The sequence below is a fragment of the Microcystis sp. LE19-195.1E genome, assembly GCF_027532095.1.
In the GTDB taxonomy this organism is placed as follows: domain Bacteria; phylum Cyanobacteriota; class Cyanobacteriia; order Cyanobacteriales; family Microcystaceae; genus Microcystis; species Microcystis aeruginosa.
Genome location: NZ_JAPZSZ010000300.1, coordinates 1 through 18,530 on the forward strand (window position 1 = coordinate 1; position 18,530 = coordinate 18,530).

Annotated in this window: 23 protein-coding genes; 15 read left to right on the forward strand and 8 right to left on the reverse strand. The window is 42.1% G+C overall.

Translation table 11 applies throughout. The annotated features are described in order from the left end of the window. Nucleotides 1–185: 185 nt before the first annotated feature. On the forward strand, nucleotides 186–371 hold the full coding sequence (locus tag O9300_RS16560; protein ID WP_287972827.1) for a hypothetical protein: 186 nt from the start codon (nucleotides 186–188) through the stop codon (nucleotides 369–371). A gap of 487 nt (nucleotides 372–858) precedes the next feature. After that, on the forward strand, nucleotides 859–1,611 hold the full coding sequence (locus tag O9300_RS16565) for a septal ring lytic transglycosylase RlpA family protein (protein ID WP_287972828.1): 753 nt from the start codon (nucleotides 859–861) through the stop codon (nucleotides 1,609–1,611). Nucleotides 1,612–1,725: 114 nt separating this feature from the next. Here the strand turns inward: O9300_RS16565 and O9300_RS16570 are convergent, their stop codons facing one another. Next, a complete protein-coding gene (locus O9300_RS16570; RefSeq protein ID WP_287972830.1) occupies nucleotides 1,726–1,860 on the reverse strand; it encodes a hypothetical protein in 135 nt (44 codons plus the stop codon). A 91-nt stretch (nucleotides 1,861–1,951) separates the two neighbouring features. Between O9300_RS16570 and O9300_RS16575 the strand changes: the two genes are divergently transcribed. Both O9300_RS16575 and O9300_RS16580 read left to right on the forward strand, forming a co-directional pair. Next, nucleotides 1,952–2,653, forward strand: coding sequence for an ABC transporter ATP-binding protein (locus O9300_RS16575; RefSeq protein WP_149987127.1), 702 nt, complete (start codon nucleotides 1,952–1,954; stop codon nucleotides 2,651–2,653). Nucleotides 2,654–2,777: 124 nt separating this feature from the next. After that, nucleotides 2,778–4,439: an NAD(P)H-quinone oxidoreductase subunit 4 gene (locus O9300_RS16580; RefSeq protein ID WP_004159322.1), complete on the forward strand. Its 1,662-nt coding sequence runs from the start codon at nucleotides 2,778–2,780 to the stop codon at nucleotides 4,437–4,439. Nucleotides 4,440–4,700: 261 nt separating this feature from the next. Here the strand turns inward: O9300_RS16580 and O9300_RS16585 are convergent, their stop codons facing one another. Genes O9300_RS16585 through O9300_RS16595 form a run of 3 tightly spaced genes read right to left on the reverse strand, consistent with a single transcriptional unit; the run spans nucleotide 4,701 to nucleotide 5,972 of the window. Continuing rightward, the gene (locus O9300_RS16585; RefSeq protein ID WP_002788855.1) at nucleotides 4,701–5,099 is read right to left on the reverse strand and encodes a helix-turn-helix domain-containing protein; all 399 of its coding nucleotides are present in this window, start codon (nucleotides 5,097–5,099) and stop codon (nucleotides 4,701–4,703) included. Beyond that, the gene (locus tag O9300_RS16590) at nucleotides 5,083–5,382 is read right to left on the reverse strand and encodes a type II toxin-antitoxin system HigB family toxin (protein ID WP_002788853.1); all 300 of its coding nucleotides are present in this window, start codon (nucleotides 5,380–5,382) and stop codon (nucleotides 5,083–5,085) included. Before O9300_RS16590 ends, O9300_RS16585 begins: the two co-directional genes overlap by 17 nt. Before the next feature lie 56 nt (nucleotides 5,383–5,438). Then, nucleotides 5,439–5,972 carry a helix-turn-helix domain-containing protein gene (locus O9300_RS16595; protein WP_287738276.1) on the reverse strand — a complete coding sequence of 178 codons (534 nt, stop codon included), beginning with the start codon at nucleotides 5,970–5,972 and terminating at the stop codon, nucleotides 5,439–5,441. Between the two features lie 462 nt (nucleotides 5,973–6,434). Here O9300_RS16595 and O9300_RS16600 point away from each other — a divergent pair, with 462 nt between their 5' ends. After that, on the forward strand, nucleotides 6,435–6,629 hold the full coding sequence (locus tag O9300_RS16600; protein WP_004159306.1) for a hypothetical protein: 195 nt from the start codon (nucleotides 6,435–6,437) through the stop codon (nucleotides 6,627–6,629). 26 nt (nucleotides 6,630–6,655) lie between these two features. Here O9300_RS16600 and O9300_RS16605 read toward each other — a convergent pair whose 3' ends face one another. Continuing rightward, complete coding sequence (locus O9300_RS16605) at nucleotides 6,656–7,072, reverse strand: DUF1816 domain-containing protein (RefSeq protein WP_190723038.1); 417 nt, start codon at nucleotides 7,070–7,072, stop codon at nucleotides 6,656–6,658. A 563-nt stretch (nucleotides 7,073–7,635) separates the two neighbouring features. On the opposite strand from O9300_RS16605, the gene O9300_RS16610 reads away from it, so the two are divergent. Further along, complete coding sequence (locus tag O9300_RS16610; protein WP_147069186.1) at nucleotides 7,636–8,742, forward strand: sensor histidine kinase; 1,107 nt, start codon at nucleotides 7,636–7,638, stop codon at nucleotides 8,740–8,742. Between the two features lie 131 nt (nucleotides 8,743–8,873). On the opposite strand, the gene mutL is transcribed toward O9300_RS16610, so the two are convergent. Both mutL and O9300_RS16620 read right to left on the reverse strand, forming a co-directional pair. Then, nucleotides 8,874–10,526, reverse strand: coding sequence for a DNA mismatch repair endonuclease MutL (gene mutL, locus O9300_RS16615; protein WP_287972833.1), 1,653 nt, complete (start codon nucleotides 10,524–10,526; stop codon nucleotides 8,874–8,876). 12 nt (nucleotides 10,527–10,538) lie between these two features. Continuing rightward, a complete protein-coding gene (locus O9300_RS16620) occupies nucleotides 10,539–10,667 on the reverse strand; it encodes an element excision factor XisI family protein (protein ID WP_004159297.1) in 129 nt (42 codons plus the stop codon). Nucleotides 10,668–10,900: 233 nt separating this feature from the next. Between O9300_RS16620 and O9300_RS16625 the strand changes: the two genes are divergently transcribed. The 6 genes from O9300_RS16625 to ovoA all read left to right on the forward strand — a co-directional run bounded on the left by O9300_RS16625 (nucleotide 10,901) and on the right by ovoA (nucleotide 15,547). Further along, on the forward strand, nucleotides 10,901–11,218 hold the full coding sequence (locus O9300_RS16625) for a DUF4164 domain-containing protein (protein ID WP_287972834.1): 318 nt from the start codon (nucleotides 10,901–10,903) through the stop codon (nucleotides 11,216–11,218). 382 nt (nucleotides 11,219–11,600) lie between these two features. Continuing rightward, nucleotides 11,601–11,825 (forward strand): Calvin cycle protein CP12, encoded by a 225-nt coding sequence (locus O9300_RS16630; RefSeq protein WP_287673219.1) that lies wholly within the window; start codon nucleotides 11,601–11,603, stop codon nucleotides 11,823–11,825. Between the two features lie 175 nt (nucleotides 11,826–12,000). Next, nucleotides 12,001–12,591, forward strand: coding sequence for a DUF3177 family protein (locus tag O9300_RS16635; RefSeq protein ID WP_004162903.1), 591 nt, complete (start codon nucleotides 12,001–12,003; stop codon nucleotides 12,589–12,591). Between the two features lie 35 nt (nucleotides 12,592–12,626). Continuing rightward, complete coding sequence (locus tag O9300_RS16640) at nucleotides 12,627–12,911, forward strand: DUF7734 family protein (RefSeq protein ID WP_079207459.1); 285 nt, start codon at nucleotides 12,627–12,629, stop codon at nucleotides 12,909–12,911. Nucleotides 12,912–13,140: 229 nt separating this feature from the next. Next, on the forward strand, nucleotides 13,141–14,151 hold the full coding sequence (gene egtD / locus O9300_RS16645; RefSeq protein WP_287972836.1) for an L-histidine N(alpha)-methyltransferase: 1,011 nt from the start codon (nucleotides 13,141–13,143) through the stop codon (nucleotides 14,149–14,151). A 40-nt stretch (nucleotides 14,152–14,191) separates the two neighbouring features. Next, nucleotides 14,192–15,547, forward strand: coding sequence for a 5-histidylcysteine sulfoxide synthase (gene ovoA, locus O9300_RS16650; RefSeq protein ID WP_287972837.1), 1,356 nt, complete (start codon nucleotides 14,192–14,194; stop codon nucleotides 15,545–15,547). On the opposite strand, the gene O9300_RS16655 is transcribed toward ovoA, so the two are convergent. Then, a complete protein-coding gene (locus O9300_RS16655; RefSeq protein ID WP_287972839.1) occupies nucleotides 15,525–15,650 on the reverse strand; it encodes a hypothetical protein in 126 nt (41 codons plus the stop codon). The genes ovoA and O9300_RS16655 overlap by 23 nt on opposite strands. A gap of 145 nt (nucleotides 15,651–15,795) precedes the next feature. Here O9300_RS16655 and O9300_RS16660 point away from each other — a divergent pair, with 145 nt between their 5' ends. The 3 genes from O9300_RS16660 to O9300_RS16670 form a co-directional block, all read left to right on the forward strand. Next, a complete protein-coding gene (locus O9300_RS16660; protein ID WP_287972841.1) occupies nucleotides 15,796–16,230 on the forward strand; it encodes a VOC family protein in 435 nt (144 codons plus the stop codon). A gap of 135 nt (nucleotides 16,231–16,365) precedes the next feature. Beyond that, complete coding sequence (locus tag O9300_RS16665) at nucleotides 16,366–18,138, forward strand: S8 family peptidase (RefSeq protein ID WP_287972843.1); 1,773 nt, start codon at nucleotides 16,366–16,368, stop codon at nucleotides 18,136–18,138. Nucleotides 18,139–18,448: 310 nt separating this feature from the next. Then, nucleotides 18,449–18,530 (forward strand): helix-turn-helix domain-containing protein (locus O9300_RS16670; protein ID WP_287674144.1); only part of this gene is annotated, 82 nt, incomplete at its 3' end.

Here is an 18,530-nt window from a genome sequence, read left to right on the forward strand (position 1 = left end):
GGTGGTCAACTACCTAATTTTCAGGGAAAAAGTACCTGAATTTTCCCCCGATCCCCGCAATGGCTGGCACTTTTTGAGGGGAAAAAAGTCCAAAAGTCTTATCCAACAAGGTTTTTAGATTTATTCAGCAGACCCTAGATAGGGTTTGCCGAAAAAGCTTTTCGTGGGGTTAGGAGTCGGTCCGGATGAAAAAATTTTCACCCCCACAGATGAAAGAGGTTTCTTTCCCCACTTCCCCAATTCCCCACTTCCCCAATCCCCCACTTCCCCACTTCCCCACTTCCCCACTTCCCCACTTCCCTATCCCTTTTAAACAGGATTTAGTATTAGCCTGTATCAGCATTTCTGATTCTATAGTTAAGTTTGGCTAATAACAGCTTATTTTTAGTTCTTTGTCAAGCCCCTATTATAATTTTTAATCTCTGACCTTTAACCCGATTTGACATTGATATTAAAAATCTGGTTTTTTGTAGCAAAGATAACAGTTTTATTAACCATTATCTGCATCTATAGAGGGAAATCGGGGAGGGCTGATAATCCCTGAAAGCCTTGTCAATACTAGCATTATTCCCCCTCGAAATTTCACTAATTCCCTAAGTTTTCCTAACCTTGATCCCCTCTAGGAGACAAAAAATTAAAAACCCTTCATCTTAACTTGGTTTTTAGCGCCAGTCAACCCTTTATTTAAATTTTTGATTCTCTTGCCCGATAACGATATAAATTCTCGTAATGACCAACCAATTTTCCGTGATACGGTTGAACAGAAAGCAACCAAGTTAGCTCTGCAAGCACAAAGGAATGTTAGCAAGTTCCTTCAGCTTTGCATTGGGAACTTGCTAACGCACAATAAGAAAGTCTATGAATAAACAACTGATCAACAAACTACAAGCTGTAACTGCCCTTACCGTAGTGGGGACTACAGCCTCGATAATTTGTTCCCAGACAGCAGGACACAGCAACAGCCTGACGGATATTAGCATCGTAGATCGTCAAACTGTTATCGAGTCCACTTCTCAAACCATTCTGTCCGCTTTTTCTAATAGTCGAACAACTGATTCAGATATTAAAGTATCACGTTCGGTTCAAGATAATGCTAACGAAATTCTAAAAACTTTGGAGTCCCTAGTGGACAAAGAAAATACCGTCCCTGCAAGCGTTACACCCCGAACCCAAGAGGCCATTCCTTCGACGGGACAACCCCAATCACAACCCAATCAAGTCAAGCCGGCCCCGGCTAATGCCCCAGCCAGCAATCCTGCCTCAGTGACACCAGCAGAGAAGCCGAAAACAAGCCAAGCGGTAAAAACCAGCAGTCGCCCCCGTAAAAAGGGAATGGCCTCTTGGTATGGTCCTGGTTTTCACGGTCGTCGCACCGCTAGTGGTGAGACTTTTAACTCTAGTAGTTTAACCGCCGCCCATCGCTATCTACCTTTCGGCACCAAGGTTAGGGTAACTAATCTGCGTAACGGGCGCTCGGTGGTGGTGCGAATTAACGATCGCGGTCCGTTTAGCGGTGGTCGCCTCATCGATCTCTCCAGAGGTGCGGCAGCGATTATCGGTGTCTTCCAATCGGGAGTTGCCCCAGTTGTCTTGGAAGTTTTAGGCAGATAACTGCACTTTCGCCACTTTCTCCTCATCGATGGGATGGGGAGATTTTTCACTAAACAGTAATCAGTGAAAAGACAGCACTGTTAATCTGCGTCTGGGAAAATTTAGTACAAATGCTCAGGCTTCCTCCTTATCCCTGACTTGAAAGAGGGTGTAGGGTGTGGGGTGTGGGGTGTAGGGAAGGAAACCTCTTTCATCTGTGGGGGTGAAAATTTTTTCATCGGGACTGACTAAAAACTCACATCTGATCACTGATAACTGATCACTGGTAACTGATCACTGGTAACTGATAACTGATAACTGATAACTGCTATAGTGATCCTATTGGGATTTGACTGGGTTTATGTTAGAAATTAGCGATTTATCGGTTAATTATGGCGGAATAAAGGCATTACAGCAGGTTAGCTTAAGGGTAGAAACGGGGGAAATTGTCACCCTGATTGGAGCGAACGGAGCGGGAAAAACGACGACTCTAAAGACGATATCTCGGATTTTAACGGCAAAGACGGGGCGAATAATTTATCAAGGTCAAGATATTACCCATTTACCGCCCCATGAAATCGTTAAACGGGGAATTGCCCATAGTCCGGAAGGGAGAAGAATCTTAGCGCGTCAAACAGTCTTGACAAATTTGCAGTTAGGTGCTTATACGAGAAGCGATCGCCTAGGAGTAAAAAGCGATATCGAAGAGCAGTGGCAACTTTTTCCCCGACTATCGGAGCGCCGAGAGCAGTTAGCGGGAACCCTAAGCGGTGGGGAACAACAGATGCTGGCGATCGCCAGAGCTTTAATGAGTCGTCCCAAGTTATTGTTACTAGACGAACCCAGTTTAGGACTAGCGCCGCAGATAGTGCGAGAAATCTTCAGTATTATCCGTCAATTAAACGAATCGGGAGTAACTATCCTGTTAGTGGAACAAAACGCCAATTTAGCCCTAGAAACTGCCAATCGCGGCTATGTTTTGGAAGCGGGACGCTTGACTATCGCAGGAGAAGCCGGGGATTTACTCAGGGATGAGCGCGTCAAACAAGCTTATTTGGGTTAATCGATGATGATGCGCCAATTATAGATAAAAGCCTATGGTAAAGGTAGGCCAAAAAATATTCACAAAATTTTACAAAGTCGCATAAAATGAACACATAACGAAATAGGTATTTTTTCTTACTGCCATGCTAACGGCTAACTTCCCCTGGCTCACTGCCATCATTTTGCTCCCCTTGCTTGCCTCCTTCCTTATCCCTGTAATCCCCGACAAAGAAGGAAAAACTGTTCGTTGGTTCGCTCTTGGAGTCGGACTAGCAGACTTTGTTTTAATGTGCTACGTCTTTTTACAAAAATATGATTTAAGCAACCCCAACCTACAATTAGTGGAAAAAATCGATTGGGTTCCCCAAATTGGTTTAAGTTGGGCGGTGTCGGTGGATGGTATCTCGGCACCGTTAGTTTTATTAGCAGGATTGGTGACAACCCTTTCTATCTTGGCCGCATGGCAAGTGGACCGCAAACCCCGTTTATTCTACTTCCTGATGCTGTTGCTCTACGCCGCTCAGATTGGTGTTTTCGTCGCCCAAGACTTATTATTATTCTTTTTAATGTGGGAAATCGAGTTAATTCCCGTTTATCTACTCGTTTCCATCTGGGGTGGTCAAAAACGTCGTTATGCCGCCACTAAATTCTTACTCTACACCGCCGCCGCTTCTATCTTCATCCTCGTTGCCGGTCTAGCCATGGCCCTTTACGGTGGTGGTGCAATGACCTTTGATATGGCGGAATTAGGATTTAAAGATTATCCCCTCGCTTTAGAATTAGTCCTTTACGCTGGTTTATTAATCGCTTTCGGGGTCAAACTCGCCATCTTCCCCCTCCATACTTGGCTCCCCGATGCTCACGGTGAAGCTTCTGCACCTGTATCGATGATTCTCGCTGGTGTTCTCCTCAAAATGGGTGGTTATGGTTTAATCCGTCTTAATATGGGGCTTCTACCCGATGCACACATCTACTTTGCCCCGATTCTAGCGATTCTCGGTGTCGTTAATATTATCTACGGTGCTTTCGCTTCCTTCGGTCAACAAAACATGAAACGCCGTCTCGCTTATTCCTCGGTTTCACACATGGGATTCGTCCTTTTAGGGATTGCTTCCTTCACCGATGTGGGTATTAGCGGTGCTATGTTACAAATGCTCTCCCACGGTTTAATTGCCGCCGTCTTATTCTTCCTTGCCGGTGTCACCTACGACCGCACCCATACCTTAGCTTTAAACGAGATGGGTGGGATTGCCCAAGCGATGCCGAAAGTCTTCGCTCTCTTTACTGCCGGCGCCATGGCTTCCCTAGCGTTACCCGGAATGAGCGGTTTTGCCAGTGAAATTACTGTATTCATCGGTGTCACTAGCAGTGACGTTTATAGCCAAACCTTCCGGGTTGTGACTGTCTTCCTCGCTTCCGTTGGTTTAATCCTCACCCCGATTTATCTACTCTCCATGCTCCGTCAAGTTTTCTACGGAGATGGTTCTTCCTGCGATATTACTAACATTCTCCCCAACAAAAGTAACGAACAGGCAGTTTGTTTTGGTACTAGCTGTGTCCTCCCTCATGAATCAGAATATAGTGACGCTAAACCCAGAGAAATCTTTATCGCTGTCTCTTTCCTCGCTTTGATTGTCGCTATCGGTTTCTATCCCCAACTGGCTACCCGTATCTACGATGTGAAAACGGTGGCAGTTAACTCGGAAGTGCGTCAAGCTTACACAGAAATCGCCGCTACTCGTCAAAATATCTACGCTGAAACTCAACCGGACGTAAGCGCCAAGGTTGCCAGTATATTCCAATAAATTGGCAAGTCTAAAGTGAATAGGTTATCGGGAGTGGAAATTCTGCTCCTGATTTTTTTTGGCGAGGAGATAATTAATTAGGGTTGGCTGAATAAATGTGAAATATAGACGAGGTAAGGGTTTTAGGGGTCTATTTCGCAAAACAAGTGCAAGATTTTCAGAGAATCGTGGTCTTGTAGGGGCGAAGCATTCGGGCATAACCTATCGCTGAAACTGTAGATTTCCTATCCGAATGCTTCGCCCCTACTTTTTCAGCAAACCCTACATAAACAAACTATAATCTACATGAAAGAAATGTCCTAATAATTTCGCCTGTTCTTGGCTAATTGACCCTTTTCCTGCAATTAAACTAGAAGCAATTTTGTCAGAGCCAAGGATTATGGCTATGTCTTTCTTGTTAACGCTTTGTTGCTCCATCAAAAACAATAACATAGAATTAGGTGTGGTTGATTCTTGTAGATAAAAGCTTCTTTCAAAATTCTCAATTAAAAAAATTAGAAGCTCATAAAGTTCATCTTCTTCGGGAGTTCGATGCTGACGGTGCATCAATTCTTCGACAATAACCAGAGCTTTTTCATTTTCTGCTTCTGTTCTGATAACTTTAGGTAAATGGCGAGCTAGTAATTCTTTGTATTTTTCTGGATTAAAAGTAAGGGTCATTTTTCCATTGCTCCTTATCGTATTCAGCGTGAGTTAAAACATACTTGATATAAATTAGCCGCTTCTGATAATCGATACTGGTTATAAGGCGATAACGATTTCCTTTAATGTTAAAAACAGTAAAATTACCAACTGCTTCTGCTTGGGGAAATACTGTTTGAACCTCAACTAAATTATACCAAATTGCTTGACTGGCAATTTTATGCCAATTTTCTAAAGCTATTCGGGAATCAGCGTGTTTATTCGTAAATTCTCGTAATCTTCGATAGCTGATGACGTGCATTTATAAAAACAAACATAAATTATCTCTATTGTGTGGACAATGCTCATTAAATAAAATTAAGGAATACATTTTTTAACTTGCTCAAGAGACAATCCCAACGTACTAGCAATTTGCTCGGCCGTCAAGCCAAGCTCGACTAAGTTTGGAATAATTTCTAGTTTTGCTTTTTGTCTTTCTCTTTCCAGAATTGTCAGGCTTTCTTTAACATAAGGTATAGCAGTTTCTTCTATTATTGATTCAATATTTTCTGTCTCATAACTTTGTGAAGGATTAGCACAGAGGTTAATGTTACCGATTTGCACAGGATTAACCATATTGGAGTACGCATTTGCCACTCCTAATCTTTCAATAGTAGCACGGAAATTAGACTTATTTAAATCTTCTCCTAAAGCTTCGGAAAGAATGCGCCACAGTTGATAAGCTTCATCTTTAGTATGCCCTGCCGAACAATGATATTCTTCAGAAATATGGGTATATTTTTTTCCCTTAAGGACTCCCTTCAGAATCGCAACTTGCAGACTGTCAAGATGTTGCCCCGTTTGTGCGAAAACTAGGTCATCCACGTATTTCGACACCGCTTGTACGTCCATTAACCTGTTGCTTCATACCTCTAATGCCCACCCGTTATTATCCGCTATAATCCGCTTTTTGTCAAGATTATTAATAAAACTCCCGCCTTTATCCGCCACCATCCGACTTTAGATTAGCTGAAATCAGGCTTATGCTTGAAGCAGGAATTGATAAAGACTGATTATTTATTCCCCCTTTTGCATGAGTGCCTTTTGCCTGTCCTGATATGTAGCCTATGCTCAACGGATTTAGTATAACTTCTGCTGATCACCATAAGTGAGAGAAATTCACAAATATGAGATACACCCGATTGATAGTGAACACTCATTATATATTAATAAACATAAATAAATATGAAGTAATTTAAGTTTCAAGAAGAATGAACCCGATCTTTTTTACGATGGGGGTAAAAGTGATTTTCAATTTCTCAGGTTGAAAGATGAATCCAGATTAAGCTATCTCAACGATAAGAGGACAAGCCAATGTTTGAAGATTTTACCTATATTACCGATGAGGCTTTTTTAGAGAATTATTGGTGGGAAGAAAAAGTTATCTGTCCCCACTGCCAGGGCAAAGAAAGAATCTATCTAGAGACGGAGAATGAATCCGTCCCCTGTAAATTCTGTGAGGGTAAAGGCATTATTAAACGAAAACAAGAGGAAACTAACTATTCCTAAAAATCTGTAAAATTAGATACCATATATTAAAAATCTTCTTGAGTTAAAACCTCTGGCTGACATTGTTTAATTTCGCTGTTAATTCCCAGGGCAGATTCCGATTGGAGGTCTTCGATATAACCGGATTGATGGGATAAAGCTTCAGAAAAACTCTCGAAAGGACCGAAATAATAGAGACATTTCGGCTGAGTGGTGGTGATCTCTATCCACCAAGGTTGAGGTGGTAAACTAGGCTTAATCGGGGCAGTTTCTGGGTCAAGAGGCCTTATACTGAGAATCTTAGCCCCTTGGCGCAGGAGGCGCTGTGTTTCTTGACTCATGCGGTTTTTAGGTACTCGCAGGACTGTCCGGGAGAAGCGTTGAGGCAAAGAGCCAGAAGAACCGGAAAAAACAACTTCATAGAGAAATATTTGATTCTCTCCCTGATTATTAGCCTCTAGCATACAGAAAAGATTCTCTTTTAAGGGTAAGGGTTAAAAAACAGACGCTACTTTGAGCAGATGACTCAAGCAAAATCATCTCCTAACAGAGTAGCGCATCTTGATACCATAGCATAGAGCGGCAAAAAGTTAGGTTTTGACCTACTCTCCCCTCACAGCATAGCTTGACGAGAGATTCTTCAACAAGAAGAACCCGATAGAGTTCTTTATGATGCTGTAGCCGAATCTAGGGACGTTATCTTAATGGTGAGGTACAAAGTTTTTGTTTTGTCGATGCCAAATACTGTTATACTTCATCTTTATGAGAAACCCTGTCAATAGGGTTTGCGGCAAAAAGTTTTTCCTAGGGGTAGGGTGTGGGGTGTAGGGTGTAGGGTTTTCCCCATTTTTGAATTGGCGAATTACCTAATTTTCAGGGAAAAAGTCCCTAAATTTTCCCACCGAACAATCCAATGGCTGCCACTTTTTGATTTCAAAAAGACCAAAAGATATTAGCCAAAAAGGTTTTTATATTTATGCAGCAGTCTCTCAATAATATTGACAACAAATAGAGTTTTTAAACAAATATGCAGCCACCAAAATTAAGCTTAGGAACCAGATTATTTTTATCCCATCTCCTCGTTATGGTGGTGGGATTGAGTAGCTTTATTATCATTGCTAAATTATCTTCTCCGCGAATGTTTGTTTTGCGTTTGGAACAGTTAGAAAGGCAGGGATTTTTTACCGTGCGATCAGCGAGAACTTTCTTGGTTAGGGGTTTTGAGACAGCTTGGGATAGTAGTGCCATTTGGTCATTCATTGCGGGAGGAAGTACGGCTGGTTATCTGAGTTTTTTGGTTTCTCAACGCATTATGAAACCGGTAAAACAAATGAAACAAATCACTAAAAATTTTGCTGAAGGGGATTTATCGGCGCGAGTTCCAGAAAGCGAAATCCCAGAATTAAATCAATTAGCCATCAGTTTTAATCAGATGGCGATTAGTTTAGCCGATGTGGAAAAACGGCGCCAGGAATTAATCGGTGATCTTACCCATGAATTACGCACCCCTTTAACTGTGGTACGGGGATATTTAGAAGAATTAGCCGATGGTGCGATCGAACCTAATCCAGAACTTTATCAGAAATTAGTGAAAGAAACCCGCAGGTTAGAACGTTTAACCCACGATCTACAGGAGCTATCGCGAGCGGAATCTGGTTATCTATCGATTAAAATGCAACCTGTTAATTTATTGCCTTTGTTAAATTCTCTCATCGAAAAATTTGCCGATCAATTATTAGAAGATGGACCGACTTTACAGTTAGATTGTCCCCCCAATTTACCATCTGTCATGGCCGATCCCGATCGCCTCGAACAAATCTTAGTTAATCTGCTCGGTAATGCCATTCGTTACACCGATAATGGTGCAATTACCCTGCAAGTGACAAGGGACAAAAATCGCCTACAAATTGCCGTTATCGATACAGGAATTGGCATCGCAGCAGAGGATTTACCCTTTATTTTCGAGCGCTTTTGGCGGGCCGATCGTTCTCGTTCCCGTTATTCTGGGGGTAGTGGTATTGGTTTAGCGATTACCCGTCGTTTAGTGGAATTACACCAAAGTCAAATCGAGGTGGAAAGTGAATTAGGTAAAGGCAGCACTTTCCGTTTTTCCCTAGCAATATCTCCCAATTGAGAGATGGGGAACTGGGGAACTGGGGAAGTGGAGCATTTGGCTGAAATTTCCCTAAACCCCTAAATCCCTATCACCCTATCTCCCTATCTCCCGACTCGGAGACTCGGAGACTCCTATCTCCTGATCACTGATTAAATGCCGTGACTTTTGCCGATAACCCAATGACGACGGAAGAAGCGAGCGAGCGAAGTTTCTTCTAAGGATAAGTAAATCGGTCTTCCGTGGGGACAGGTGCGGGGATTACGGGTATTTTGCCAATCATCGAGTAAATTCTGCATTTCTTTTAAACTTAAAGCTGTACCGTTGCGGATAGCACTCCGGCAAGCGGTAGCCACCTGAGCGGTTTGTAAATCCCCCCCTAAACTTAATTCTAGTAAAGCATCAGTCCGATCCTCGCGTTCTTTGAGTAGAACAGGAATACTACGAATTGCCCAAGAGCGATCGCCAAAACTAGCAATTTCTAATCCTAAACGTTGTAATTGTTCGATTTGTCGAGTAGTTAACTGATTTAAGATGATCGGAGTATCTAACGGCACGATTTCCCAGTTATCCTCTAAACGTTCGTACAAAACCCGCTCATGGGCAATATGTTGTTCGACTAACCATAATCCGTGAGGATGTTCGGCAACTATGTAAGTTTGGTGAATTTGGGCTACTGCCTTTAATTCCAGCCGATTTTTCGGGTATTTCTCCCCTATTGTATAGGTGCTTTTTTCTTCGGCAGCCTTGAGAATTTGACTGACGCGCTGATTTTGCGCTTTTTCGGGTATATGTTCGGGATTTAGTCCTAACGCCTTATCTATGGCTGAAATTATCTGTTCTTGCCAAAAAATGAGGTTATGCAGGTATATTTCCGCTTTGGCTGGGTGACGATTCCAATCGATCGAACGAGGGTTAAGATGTAGATGGAGAAAACAAACGGGATAGCGATCTTTAGGGACTGTGCGAGCGAAAGCTTCAAATATTGCCTGTTCTAACTCCGATGAGCGCACCATTCGCCCATTAACAGCAATTCTAACCCAATCTGGTTGATGGCGAGAAATGCGATCGGGCAAACCAATGACCAATTCAATTTGAGCAGATTCTGCGTCAGGAGTCGTTAAGTCAAGTTTTAGGGATGCTAAATCGTTCAAATGCAGAGATTTAACTAATTGGGGTAATATTTGACTGGCATCCTTACCCGGACTAATGCGTAACCAATCTTGATGATCTTGAAAAACCTGCCAAGTAATTTGGGGATGACAGAGAGCAAAATTATGAATTAAAGTCTGTATATCCTTTAATTGTTTGTTAATTGACGGTAAAGCTTGACGACGCACGGGAAAGTTACCAAAGAGATTCTCTACCGTGACGATAGTACCGATAGCTATAGGAATCGTTTCTAAATTACCCGGCTCGCCTTGGTGATTGTAAAGACAATAACAACCTAAATCATCGTCATGGCGACTGGCAACCCGCAGATGCGCCACCTGTGCGATACTGTGCAAAGCTTCACCACGGAATCCGAGACTGGTAATCTGCCAAAGATCGTCCCGTTGGCGGATTTTGCTGGTACTGTGGGCATAGCTACACAGTTGCAAATCTTCTCTAGACATTCCCCTGCCGTTATCCGATACTTGTATTCGCCAGTTTTGGGGAGATATATCGATGGTAATCCTATCGGCCTCCGCATCAATGGCATTTTCGACTAATTCTCGCACCACAGCGCCTAAAGAGTCGATTACCTCTCCTGCGGCAATTAAATCGATTACGTCTTGGGGTAAAACTTGTATGGGCAAAGTCATCAATTAATGGTTTTAGCCAAGGGCAAACTCGGTATATTGTCGCACAGGGGGCCCATGGTAAGCTAAAACGATGTCTTGTTTGGGGACTCCCCTAGCTACCAATTTATCAGCGATCGCTGCTGCCGTGCCGTCCTGCTGCACCCAGATTTTATTACTAATAATATCAACGGGAATTATACAGCCATAAATGCCCGTGCTGCTGTCCCCGTAACCGAATCAAAAAATGTTTCAGTTTTGACGGGATCACTAGGCGCTCTCAGTAGGGAATCTGATTTTTGTGAATTACTGTTTGAAAGAGTACCCGACCGAGAAAATATTGATAGAGTATTGATTAGGAGACTAGGAAAAATTCAACTTTAAGAGGATTGTCACTGATGACAGCAGTTACCGAGAATGATCTGAAAAGGTTAGAAGATTTAATCGTTAGCGGACAGAAAGCGATCGAATCCCGACTAACAGCGATCGAGTCCCGACTGACAAACCTAGAAAATGGACAGAAAGCGATCGAGAACAGTTTAGGAGAAATTAAAGGAGATATTAAGGCCTTAGATCCCAAAGTTACGGGACTAGAAAAGCGGGTTGACGATCTCAACGCACGAGTCAACATTACGACCATTGGATTCCTTAGCATTGTCGGCATTTTGGTGACAGGAATGCTGACTATTGCCAGCAAAACAGTCTTTTTCCCCTAGTCCCTAGAATGATACTAAATCCTGTGTAAAAGGTATAGGAGAGTAGGTGAGTGCCAAAGCCTGGAGCGGGGAAAAACAATCGATAACTTGGCAGTTAATCACACTATTAAAAACGGATTTGGTGTAAGACGGCCTAAATAAGTCGATATATGGTTCTGCTCGCTGTCTATCCCGGGGAGAAATCCCTCTGGCATTTCTCCAGTGCGGAATGTAGGCTAAAAATTGGCCCGGTCAGGAAATCTTGATGTTAAATTCCCCAAAAATTGCGCTAGGATCGGCTTCATAGCACAGGAAAGGCGATCGAGTGGGATAACCGATCCTGTGGCTTGAGAAGGTGACTGTATAATTGTTAGAGTGTCAATAGATCAATTCCAGAGGAATCATGAGCAATATCCAAGATAAAATTCAAGAAGAGCTAGAAAACGCCAGAACCGTCTGTAGTACGGAAGGTGCCACCTCTGGCGAATGCGCCGCCGCTTGGGATGCGGTGGAAGAATTACAAGCAGAAGCCGCTCACCAACGTCAGGACCACCCCCAAAAAACCTACTTCGAAAATTATTGTGATTCTAATCCCGATGCCGCCGAGTGTCGCATTTATGAAGATTAATGCAGTCAGGCAGCGGTTTTTTCTCTCCTCACAGTAGAATCCTAGCTTTAGGGCGATCTCGGCTATAAAGAGATCGCCCCTCGTTTTTTTGTTTGTTGGTCAAGCTGTGGCCGATTTTGGCTCCTGCGTCCGAAGACAGTAAAATATTGACAGTGTAATTATGTCTGAATAGTTTATGAATCAACTTTGGTTTCGTCCTCTCGTTTGGATAGATTATCGTTTAGCCGTCCTATTTACGGTGATTATTCCGGCAATTTTGTTAATTTGGTCTTTATTTGCAAAAATCGAATCATTACAAAAATTGTTGATTATCTATTGGCGAGTGGCTAGTCTTTTATTAATTACTGTATATTTAATGATCGCTTCCTGGCCGATTGGTTTTGTCACCAGTTTTTTAGCTAAGATTTTAATCCCGATTTCCCTCTGGTTTTGGGTGGATATTAACGATGAAATTAAAGATTTACCCTCCAGTCCAATTAAATTTGTCACCACTGCTTGGCGTTGGGCAGTAACGATTTATTGTCCTTTGGGCGCAATTTCTACCTTACCTTTTCTCTCCTGTGCTATGTCAGGGGAATTGCTAAATTCTCCCTATTGTCAAGTTTGGCAGGAAGCACCTTGGCAGTTTCGCGAGATTTTTCATTCAGAAGCTACCGCTAATGTTTTGGGCTTTTTTGGTTTAGTTGGTCTCTCTTTTTATACTCTCTATTTTGCCCATTTTCTTCTTATTCGCCTTGGCAAACAGGGACGTTCAGCTTTACAATAGTAGGTCTTTAGCTATCGATAATTAGCCATTTTTCTATGAATATTGGTAGACAACTCGAACAATACACCCTCAAAAATCCCCAAGAGGTTTTATTAGTGACTATTGCTGTGGATGGGGAGGAGGAAGAAATCTCTATTTTTAAAGGTTTTTCTAGTTCCCTTACCCGCAGCACCCCCTACGATCCCGATATTCCGATCATTCCTGAAACTGCTAGAGTTATTAAGATAGATCGTCTTGCTAGTCCTTATCATCCCCTTAATCCTCGCTATATCCAAGAAAATCTTACCTTAGAGGAAATGCAATCTTTACTGATTAATTGAAACGGTAATTTTGCTTGGATAATATCAGCACCCATCTCGATGGATTTAACAGCTTTTATTTACCATCCATAAACTTTGTCTATCTAGACAAGAGGTAAATTTTGCGGCGTTTTAGTGGTAAAATTACCAAAGAACAATAATCGCTGCCAGTATTCAAGCTGTCAAAGTGGATTTCATCCTCGGCATTGATCGAGAACAATCAAAAAACTGGAGAATAATCGGAGAATCTATGCAACTTAACCCACCTAACCAAGAACTATTACAAATTGAGTATTTAGTTACCTCTGCCACCGGTCAAAATATGGTTAAAGACGAGGGAAAAGATGTGATTAAAGGATTAACTAAAACCCCCAAAAGTTTACCATCTAAATATTTTTATGATCGGCAAGGTTCCCAACTTTTTGAAGCAATCTGTCAATTACCAGAATACTATCCCACTAGGACAGAAGCCGCTATTCTCCAAGAATATGCTCAAGAAATTGTCGCCTATACAGGTCTCTGCGAATTGATAGAATTAGGTAGTGGTAGTTCCACGAAAACTCGTCTGTTATTGGACGCTTATTATCGGCAACAAAAATCCTCTAAATATGTACCTATCGATGTTAGTGAAACTATTCTCAAAGCTAGTGCCATAGAATTACAAAAAGAATATCCTAATTTACCCATTCAGGGGTTAATTGGAACCTACGAACAGGCCTTAGCTTATTATCAAAACACTTCCTATAATACCAGAATGATTTTTTTCTTGGGAAGTTCTATCGGTAATTTTTCTGCATCTGAATGTGATAAATTCTTAGAAGAAATTGCCACTGTCCTAAAAGCTGGAGATTATTTTTTATTAGGGATTGATCTCCAAAAACCAGCGGCAATTCTAGAAGCAGCTTATAATGATGCCCAAGGGGTGACAGCAGCTTTTAATTTAAATATGCTTTCCCATTTAAATTGGCGTTTTCAAGCTGATTTTAACCTTGATTTATTTAGTCATCAAGCTATCTATAATCAAGACAAATCCCAAATTGAAATGTATTTAATTTGTCAAAAAACTCACCATGTTCATCTTAAAAAACTCGATTTAACAGTTAATTTTCAAGCATCAGAAAGTATTTTGACAGAAATTTCGCGTAAATTTAACCTAGAAACTATGGAAAAAGACCTAGAATCAAAGGGATTAAAACCGCTTAGGGTTTTCACCGATCCTGAAAATTTATTCGGGTTAATTCTCTGTCAGTTATACCTGTAAATAACGAAAACATTATCATCAGTAATAGAGGCATAAAAACATGGAAAAGATTCAAGCACAGGCTCCTATATCTCTAAATAAATGTAGTCGAGAAAATCTACTGGACTATTTTGAAAATGCTTGGCAATTAGAAGATATGCTGTTAAAAAGCATCATCAAAGAAGAAGCTTTTTATTGTAACCCTGACGATTTAAGAAATCCCCTCATTTTTTATTTAGGTCATGCTGCCGCTTTTTATCTTAATAAATTGCAGCTGGTTAACCTATTAAAAAAAAGCCCTAATCCTGACTACGAATTATTGTTTGGAGTGGGAGTAGATCCGGCAACTCCCGCAGAATTAAACTCTGCTATCGCCCATATTCAGTGGCCCGGGGTGGCTAAGGTTTGGGAATATCGGCAACAAGTCTATGAAATTGTGGTCGAAATAATTAAAAATACCCCCCTTAATCTTCCTATTCATCCTCAGCATTCTCTCTGGTCATTAATGATGGGAATTGAGCATCAGCGTGTTCACTTTGAAACATCTTCAATGTTACTCAGACAACTGCCCTTAGAGCATCTGCAACGTCCTCAAGGGTGGCATTATGCCCCTTCTTTTGGTCAAGCTTATCCTAACCAAATGGTGGCGGTTTCTGGGGGAATAGTGGAAATTGGTAAACCCCAAGATTCTCCTATTTATGGTTGGGATAACGAGTATGGTTATCGGCAAGTTCAAGTTAACAATTTTCTGGTGAGTAAATATATGATTACCAACGGAGAATTTAAAGAATTTGTCGATAATGGTGGCTACGAAAATCCCAGCTATTGGGATGAAGAAGCTTGGCAATGGAAAAATCATTACCGAGTCAAATATCCTAAATTTTGGCTGGTAGATGAGCGAGGAAATTATCAATATCGAGCCATGTTTGATGCTCTCGATTTACCTCTTGATTGGCCGGTAGAAGTTAACTATTATGAAGCGATCGCCTACTGTCGTTTTCAAGGTCAAGGAATACGTTTAATGACGGAAGCTGAATGGAATTTAGTCACCTATGGCAGTCAAAAAAATCGATGTTATACCCTAGAAAACGATAACTTTGAGGACTATAACCTCAATTTAAAATTCTGTTCTCCCACTCCCGTAGGAATGTTAAAAAATGCGGGCAATAACTCAGAAATTGATGATTTACGCGGTAACGTCTGGGAATGGCTAGAAGATGATTTTAATCCCTTAACTGACTTTCAACCCCATTACCTCTATGCTGACAATTCCACTCCTTTCTTTAATAGTCAACATAAAATGATGTTAGGAGGAGCTTGGGTAACTAACGGCACAGAAATCCTACCCTACTATCGCAATTGGTTTCGCCGGAATTTTTATCAACACGCTGGTTTTAGAATCGCACAAAGTCTTTAGGTGGGGTGTGGGGTGTGGGGTGTGGGGTTTTACCCATTTTCAGGGAAAAAGTGCCTAATTTTCCCCCCCGATTACTGCAAAGGCCAGCACTTTTTGATGTCAAAAAAGCCTAAAGATATTATCCAACAAGGTTTTTAGATTTATTCGGCAAACTTTAGGTAATTGCCAATTTTGAAAAAAATTCCTGTAACAGTTGCCCCTCGATCGCTACAATAGAACCTAGTAGAGCGCGGATAAAATCGATCACCATGAATCAACCTGCAATTTTTCATCTCGCTATTCCGATTACCGATGTGTCCACCGCTAAAAGCTTTTACTGTGATGGTTTAGGTTGTTTAGCAGGAAGGGAAACCGAGAAAGCGATTATCTTAAATTTCTCCGGTCATCAGGTAGTCGCTCACGTCACCGAAATGCCTCTTACTCCCCAAAATAGCATTTATCCTCGCCATTTTGGTCTAATTCTGCCGGATGCCAGCGATTGGGACAATCTTCTCGAAAAAGCGCGAGTCAATCAACTAAAATTTTATCTAGAACCAAAAACTCGCTTTACTGGGGAGATAACCGAACATAAAACCTTTTTCCTGGAGGATCCTTTCTATAATCTCCTGGAATTTAAACATTATCGCCACTACGAAGCTATTTTTGCCAGTCGGCAATTAACAGCGATCGGCGATCGAGCTTAAAATAAACAACAGGTGACTTTTTTGTAACTGGTTAGTTCTATCTTTAACCGAGACAAAAATAGGGGAACTTCGCTCAGATTTTCTCATCAAAACTAAAAAAACCTTGGCTGGCAATGATCAATTCTTAGGAAATCTATGAAAAAACTTTTATTGTTAACCCTATTCATTATCGGTCTAGGATTTGCTCTCTTTAACTTTACTGGATTAGCAAATCGTGGCGAATATCAATCAATTTTGATCGACTTTAAAGACGATATACCCGTCAGCGTCCTCGATGAGCAGTTAAATGCTATCAACAAAAAAGCGGGAAAAACCACCAGTTTAAATAGTATTTTTTCCATCGATGAACATCTTTACATTATCGATGGAGATAGCAAACTCCTGAAAAATCTCCGCAATTCCGACCTAAAAAAATACACCGAATCGATCGAACCCGATTATATTTATCATGCTTTTATCGCCCCCAATGACCCCGACTATAGCAAACAGTGGAACCTAAGGGGAATTAACATCGAACGTGCTTGGGAAGAAAATCACGGTGAAGGGATCACCGTCGCTGTTATTGATACAGGTGTATCAATAGTTCCCGATCTGCGAGAAACCGAGTTTGTCGAAGGCTACGACTTCGTCAACGATCGCAGCAATGCCGAGGACGATAACGGTCACGGAACCCATGTAGCGGGAACAATTGCCCAATCGACCAATAATAACTACGGGGTGGCCGGCATCGCCTACAAAGCCAAAATTATGCCCCTCAAGGTGCTTTCCGGGACGGGTGGGGGAACCGTGGGAGATATTGCCGAAGCGATCCGTTTTGCCGTCGATAATAAGGCCGATGTCATCAATATGAGTTTAGGGGGTGGAGGGGAAACCCAAGTAATGAAAGAGGCGATCGAATATGCCTATAGTAAAGGTGTGGTAATCGTCGCCGCTGCCGGTAATGCCGATGATAATTCCGCCGCCTATCCCGCCCGTTTTCCGCACGTTATCGGCGTTTCTGCGGTAGATGCCTCCGGAAATAAAGCCCCCTATTCTAATTTCGGGGCCGGAATCGATATTGCTGCCCCAGGCGGCTCCGATACGGGTAAAATTGTCCAAGAAACCATCGATCCGGCTAAGGGGGGGGAACCGGCGTTCCTCGGTTTTCAGGGAACCAGCATGGCGGCCCCTCACGTTGCCGGGGTGGTAGCTTTAATCAAGGCTGCGGGAATTAAAGAACCCAATGCAGTTTTAGAGGTTTTGCAACAGTCGGCCCGTAAGATTAATGATGATCCCTTTAATCATTTTGGGGCCGGACAATTAGACGCGGGCAATGCCCTACAATTGGCCTTGAAAGGACAGATTACTTTCCGGGATTTTTGGCGTTGGTTGCGCGATAACGGTTATCTCAATCCCCGTTTCTGGATTGATGGCGGCGCGGTGGCGGTTTTGCCCAAAATGGCCATGGTTTTGGGTTCTTATCTTCTTGCTTGGTGGCTGAGAAGTTATTTTCCCTTCTCCTGGAACGGATTTTTGAATGCTGGTCTAATTTTTGGCAGTTCTGGCTTATTTTTCCTCAGAGGTCTTTATATCTTCGATTTACCCCAATGGCCTTTCCGAGTGATGGGGAGTTCTCTTTCCGACCTAGGAGGTGTTATTCAGGGAAGTTCTGCCCTTAATCCGCTTTTTGCTAGTGTTATCCTGCCCTTTGTCCTGATTGCTCTGCTTTTGGGTCATCCCCAAGCAAAATGGTTAGCGGTGGGGGTATCTTTAGCTATGGCGGTGACTTTAGGTATCAGTGCTGTTATCCATCCTACTCTGATCTGGTTAGGTTCTGGTACGATCGCTCGGACATTTTTGGGCGTAAATGCGCTTTTATGTCTCGGTTTAGGTTATTTAGCCCTAAAAAGTGCTACTTCATCCCGATAGGCTTAAACAGGGGTTACAATGGGACAATAAGGGTGATTTACCGATAAAAACCTCTTTGGTTTTGGTATCTTCCTTTTGTTTTGCATTGAGTTCTCCTACAACAGCAGCCTCGGACATTAACCGAGGTTTTTTCTTTATAGTGTATGTTAGTTTCTAAGGGTTTTTTGGGAATCCCCAATCCCTATCCCGAAAGTTTCCCCCAATACCCCCTCGAATCATCGAAAATTTTGGGTCTGAAACCCCGTCGTTCTACGACGGCTTTACTGTTAAATATTAGCACATTTACGAAATCTATGCTAAAATGTGAGACATGGAAAAAGCCTATTCGTTTCGATTTTACCCCACACCCGAACAAGAGTCGCTATTGCGGCGCACTTTGGGCTGTGTAAGAT

What these genes read in the sequence shown, in the direction of transcription:
- O9300_RS16560 (WP_287972827.1), top strand. Translation starts at nt 186, where the DNA reads ATGAAAAAATTTTCACCCCCACAGATGAAAGAGGTTTCTTTCCCCACT.
- O9300_RS16660 (WP_287972841.1), top strand. Translation starts at nt 15,796, where the DNA reads ATGAATCAACCTGCAATTTTTCATCTCGCTATTCCGATTACCGATGTG.
- mutL (WP_287972833.1), bottom strand. Translation starts at nt 10,526, where the DNA reads ATGACTTTGCCCATACAAGTTTTACCCCAAGACGTAATCGATTTAATT.
- O9300_RS16585 (WP_002788855.1), bottom strand. Translation starts at nt 5,099, where the DNA reads ATGACCCTTACTTTTAATCCAGAAAAATACAAAGAATTACTAGCTCGC.
- O9300_RS16565 (WP_287972828.1), top strand. Translation starts at nt 859, where the DNA reads ATGAATAAACAACTGATCAACAAACTACAAGCTGTAACTGCCCTTACC.
- O9300_RS16640 (WP_079207459.1), top strand. Translation starts at nt 12,627, where the DNA reads ATGAATATTGGTAGACAACTCGAACAATACACCCTCAAAAATCCCCAA.
- O9300_RS16625 (WP_287972834.1), top strand. Translation starts at nt 10,901, where the DNA reads ATGACAGCAGTTACCGAGAATGATCTGAAAAGGTTAGAAGATTTAATC.
- egtD (WP_287972836.1), top strand. Translation starts at nt 13,141, where the DNA reads ATGCAACTTAACCCACCTAACCAAGAACTATTACAAATTGAGTATTTA.
- O9300_RS16635 (WP_004162903.1), top strand. Translation starts at nt 12,001, where the DNA reads ATGAATCAACTTTGGTTTCGTCCTCTCGTTTGGATAGATTATCGTTTA.
- O9300_RS16590 (WP_002788853.1), bottom strand. Translation starts at nt 5,382, where the DNA reads ATGCACGTCATCAGCTATCGAAGATTACGAGAATTTACGAATAAACAC.
- O9300_RS16580 (WP_004159322.1), top strand. Translation starts at nt 2,778, where the DNA reads ATGCTAACGGCTAACTTCCCCTGGCTCACTGCCATCATTTTGCTCCCC.
- O9300_RS16595 (WP_287738276.1), bottom strand. Translation starts at nt 5,972, where the DNA reads ATGGACGTACAAGCGGTGTCGAAATACGTGGATGACCTAGTTTTCGCA.
- O9300_RS16610 (WP_147069186.1), top strand. Translation starts at nt 7,636, where the DNA reads ATGCAGCCACCAAAATTAAGCTTAGGAACCAGATTATTTTTATCCCAT.
- O9300_RS16575 (WP_149987127.1), top strand. Translation starts at nt 1,952, where the DNA reads ATGTTAGAAATTAGCGATTTATCGGTTAATTATGGCGGAATAAAGGCA.
- O9300_RS16630 (WP_287673219.1), top strand. Translation starts at nt 11,601, where the DNA reads ATGAGCAATATCCAAGATAAAATTCAAGAAGAGCTAGAAAACGCCAGA.
- ovoA (WP_287972837.1), top strand. Translation starts at nt 14,192, where the DNA reads ATGGAAAAGATTCAAGCACAGGCTCCTATATCTCTAAATAAATGTAGT.
- O9300_RS16600 (WP_004159306.1), top strand. Translation starts at nt 6,435, where the DNA reads ATGTTTGAAGATTTTACCTATATTACCGATGAGGCTTTTTTAGAGAAT.
- O9300_RS16665 (WP_287972843.1), top strand. Translation starts at nt 16,366, where the DNA reads ATGAAAAAACTTTTATTGTTAACCCTATTCATTATCGGTCTAGGATTT.
- O9300_RS16605 (WP_190723038.1), bottom strand. Translation starts at nt 7,072, where the DNA reads ATGCTAGAGGCTAATAATCAGGGAGAGAATCAAATATTTCTCTATGAA.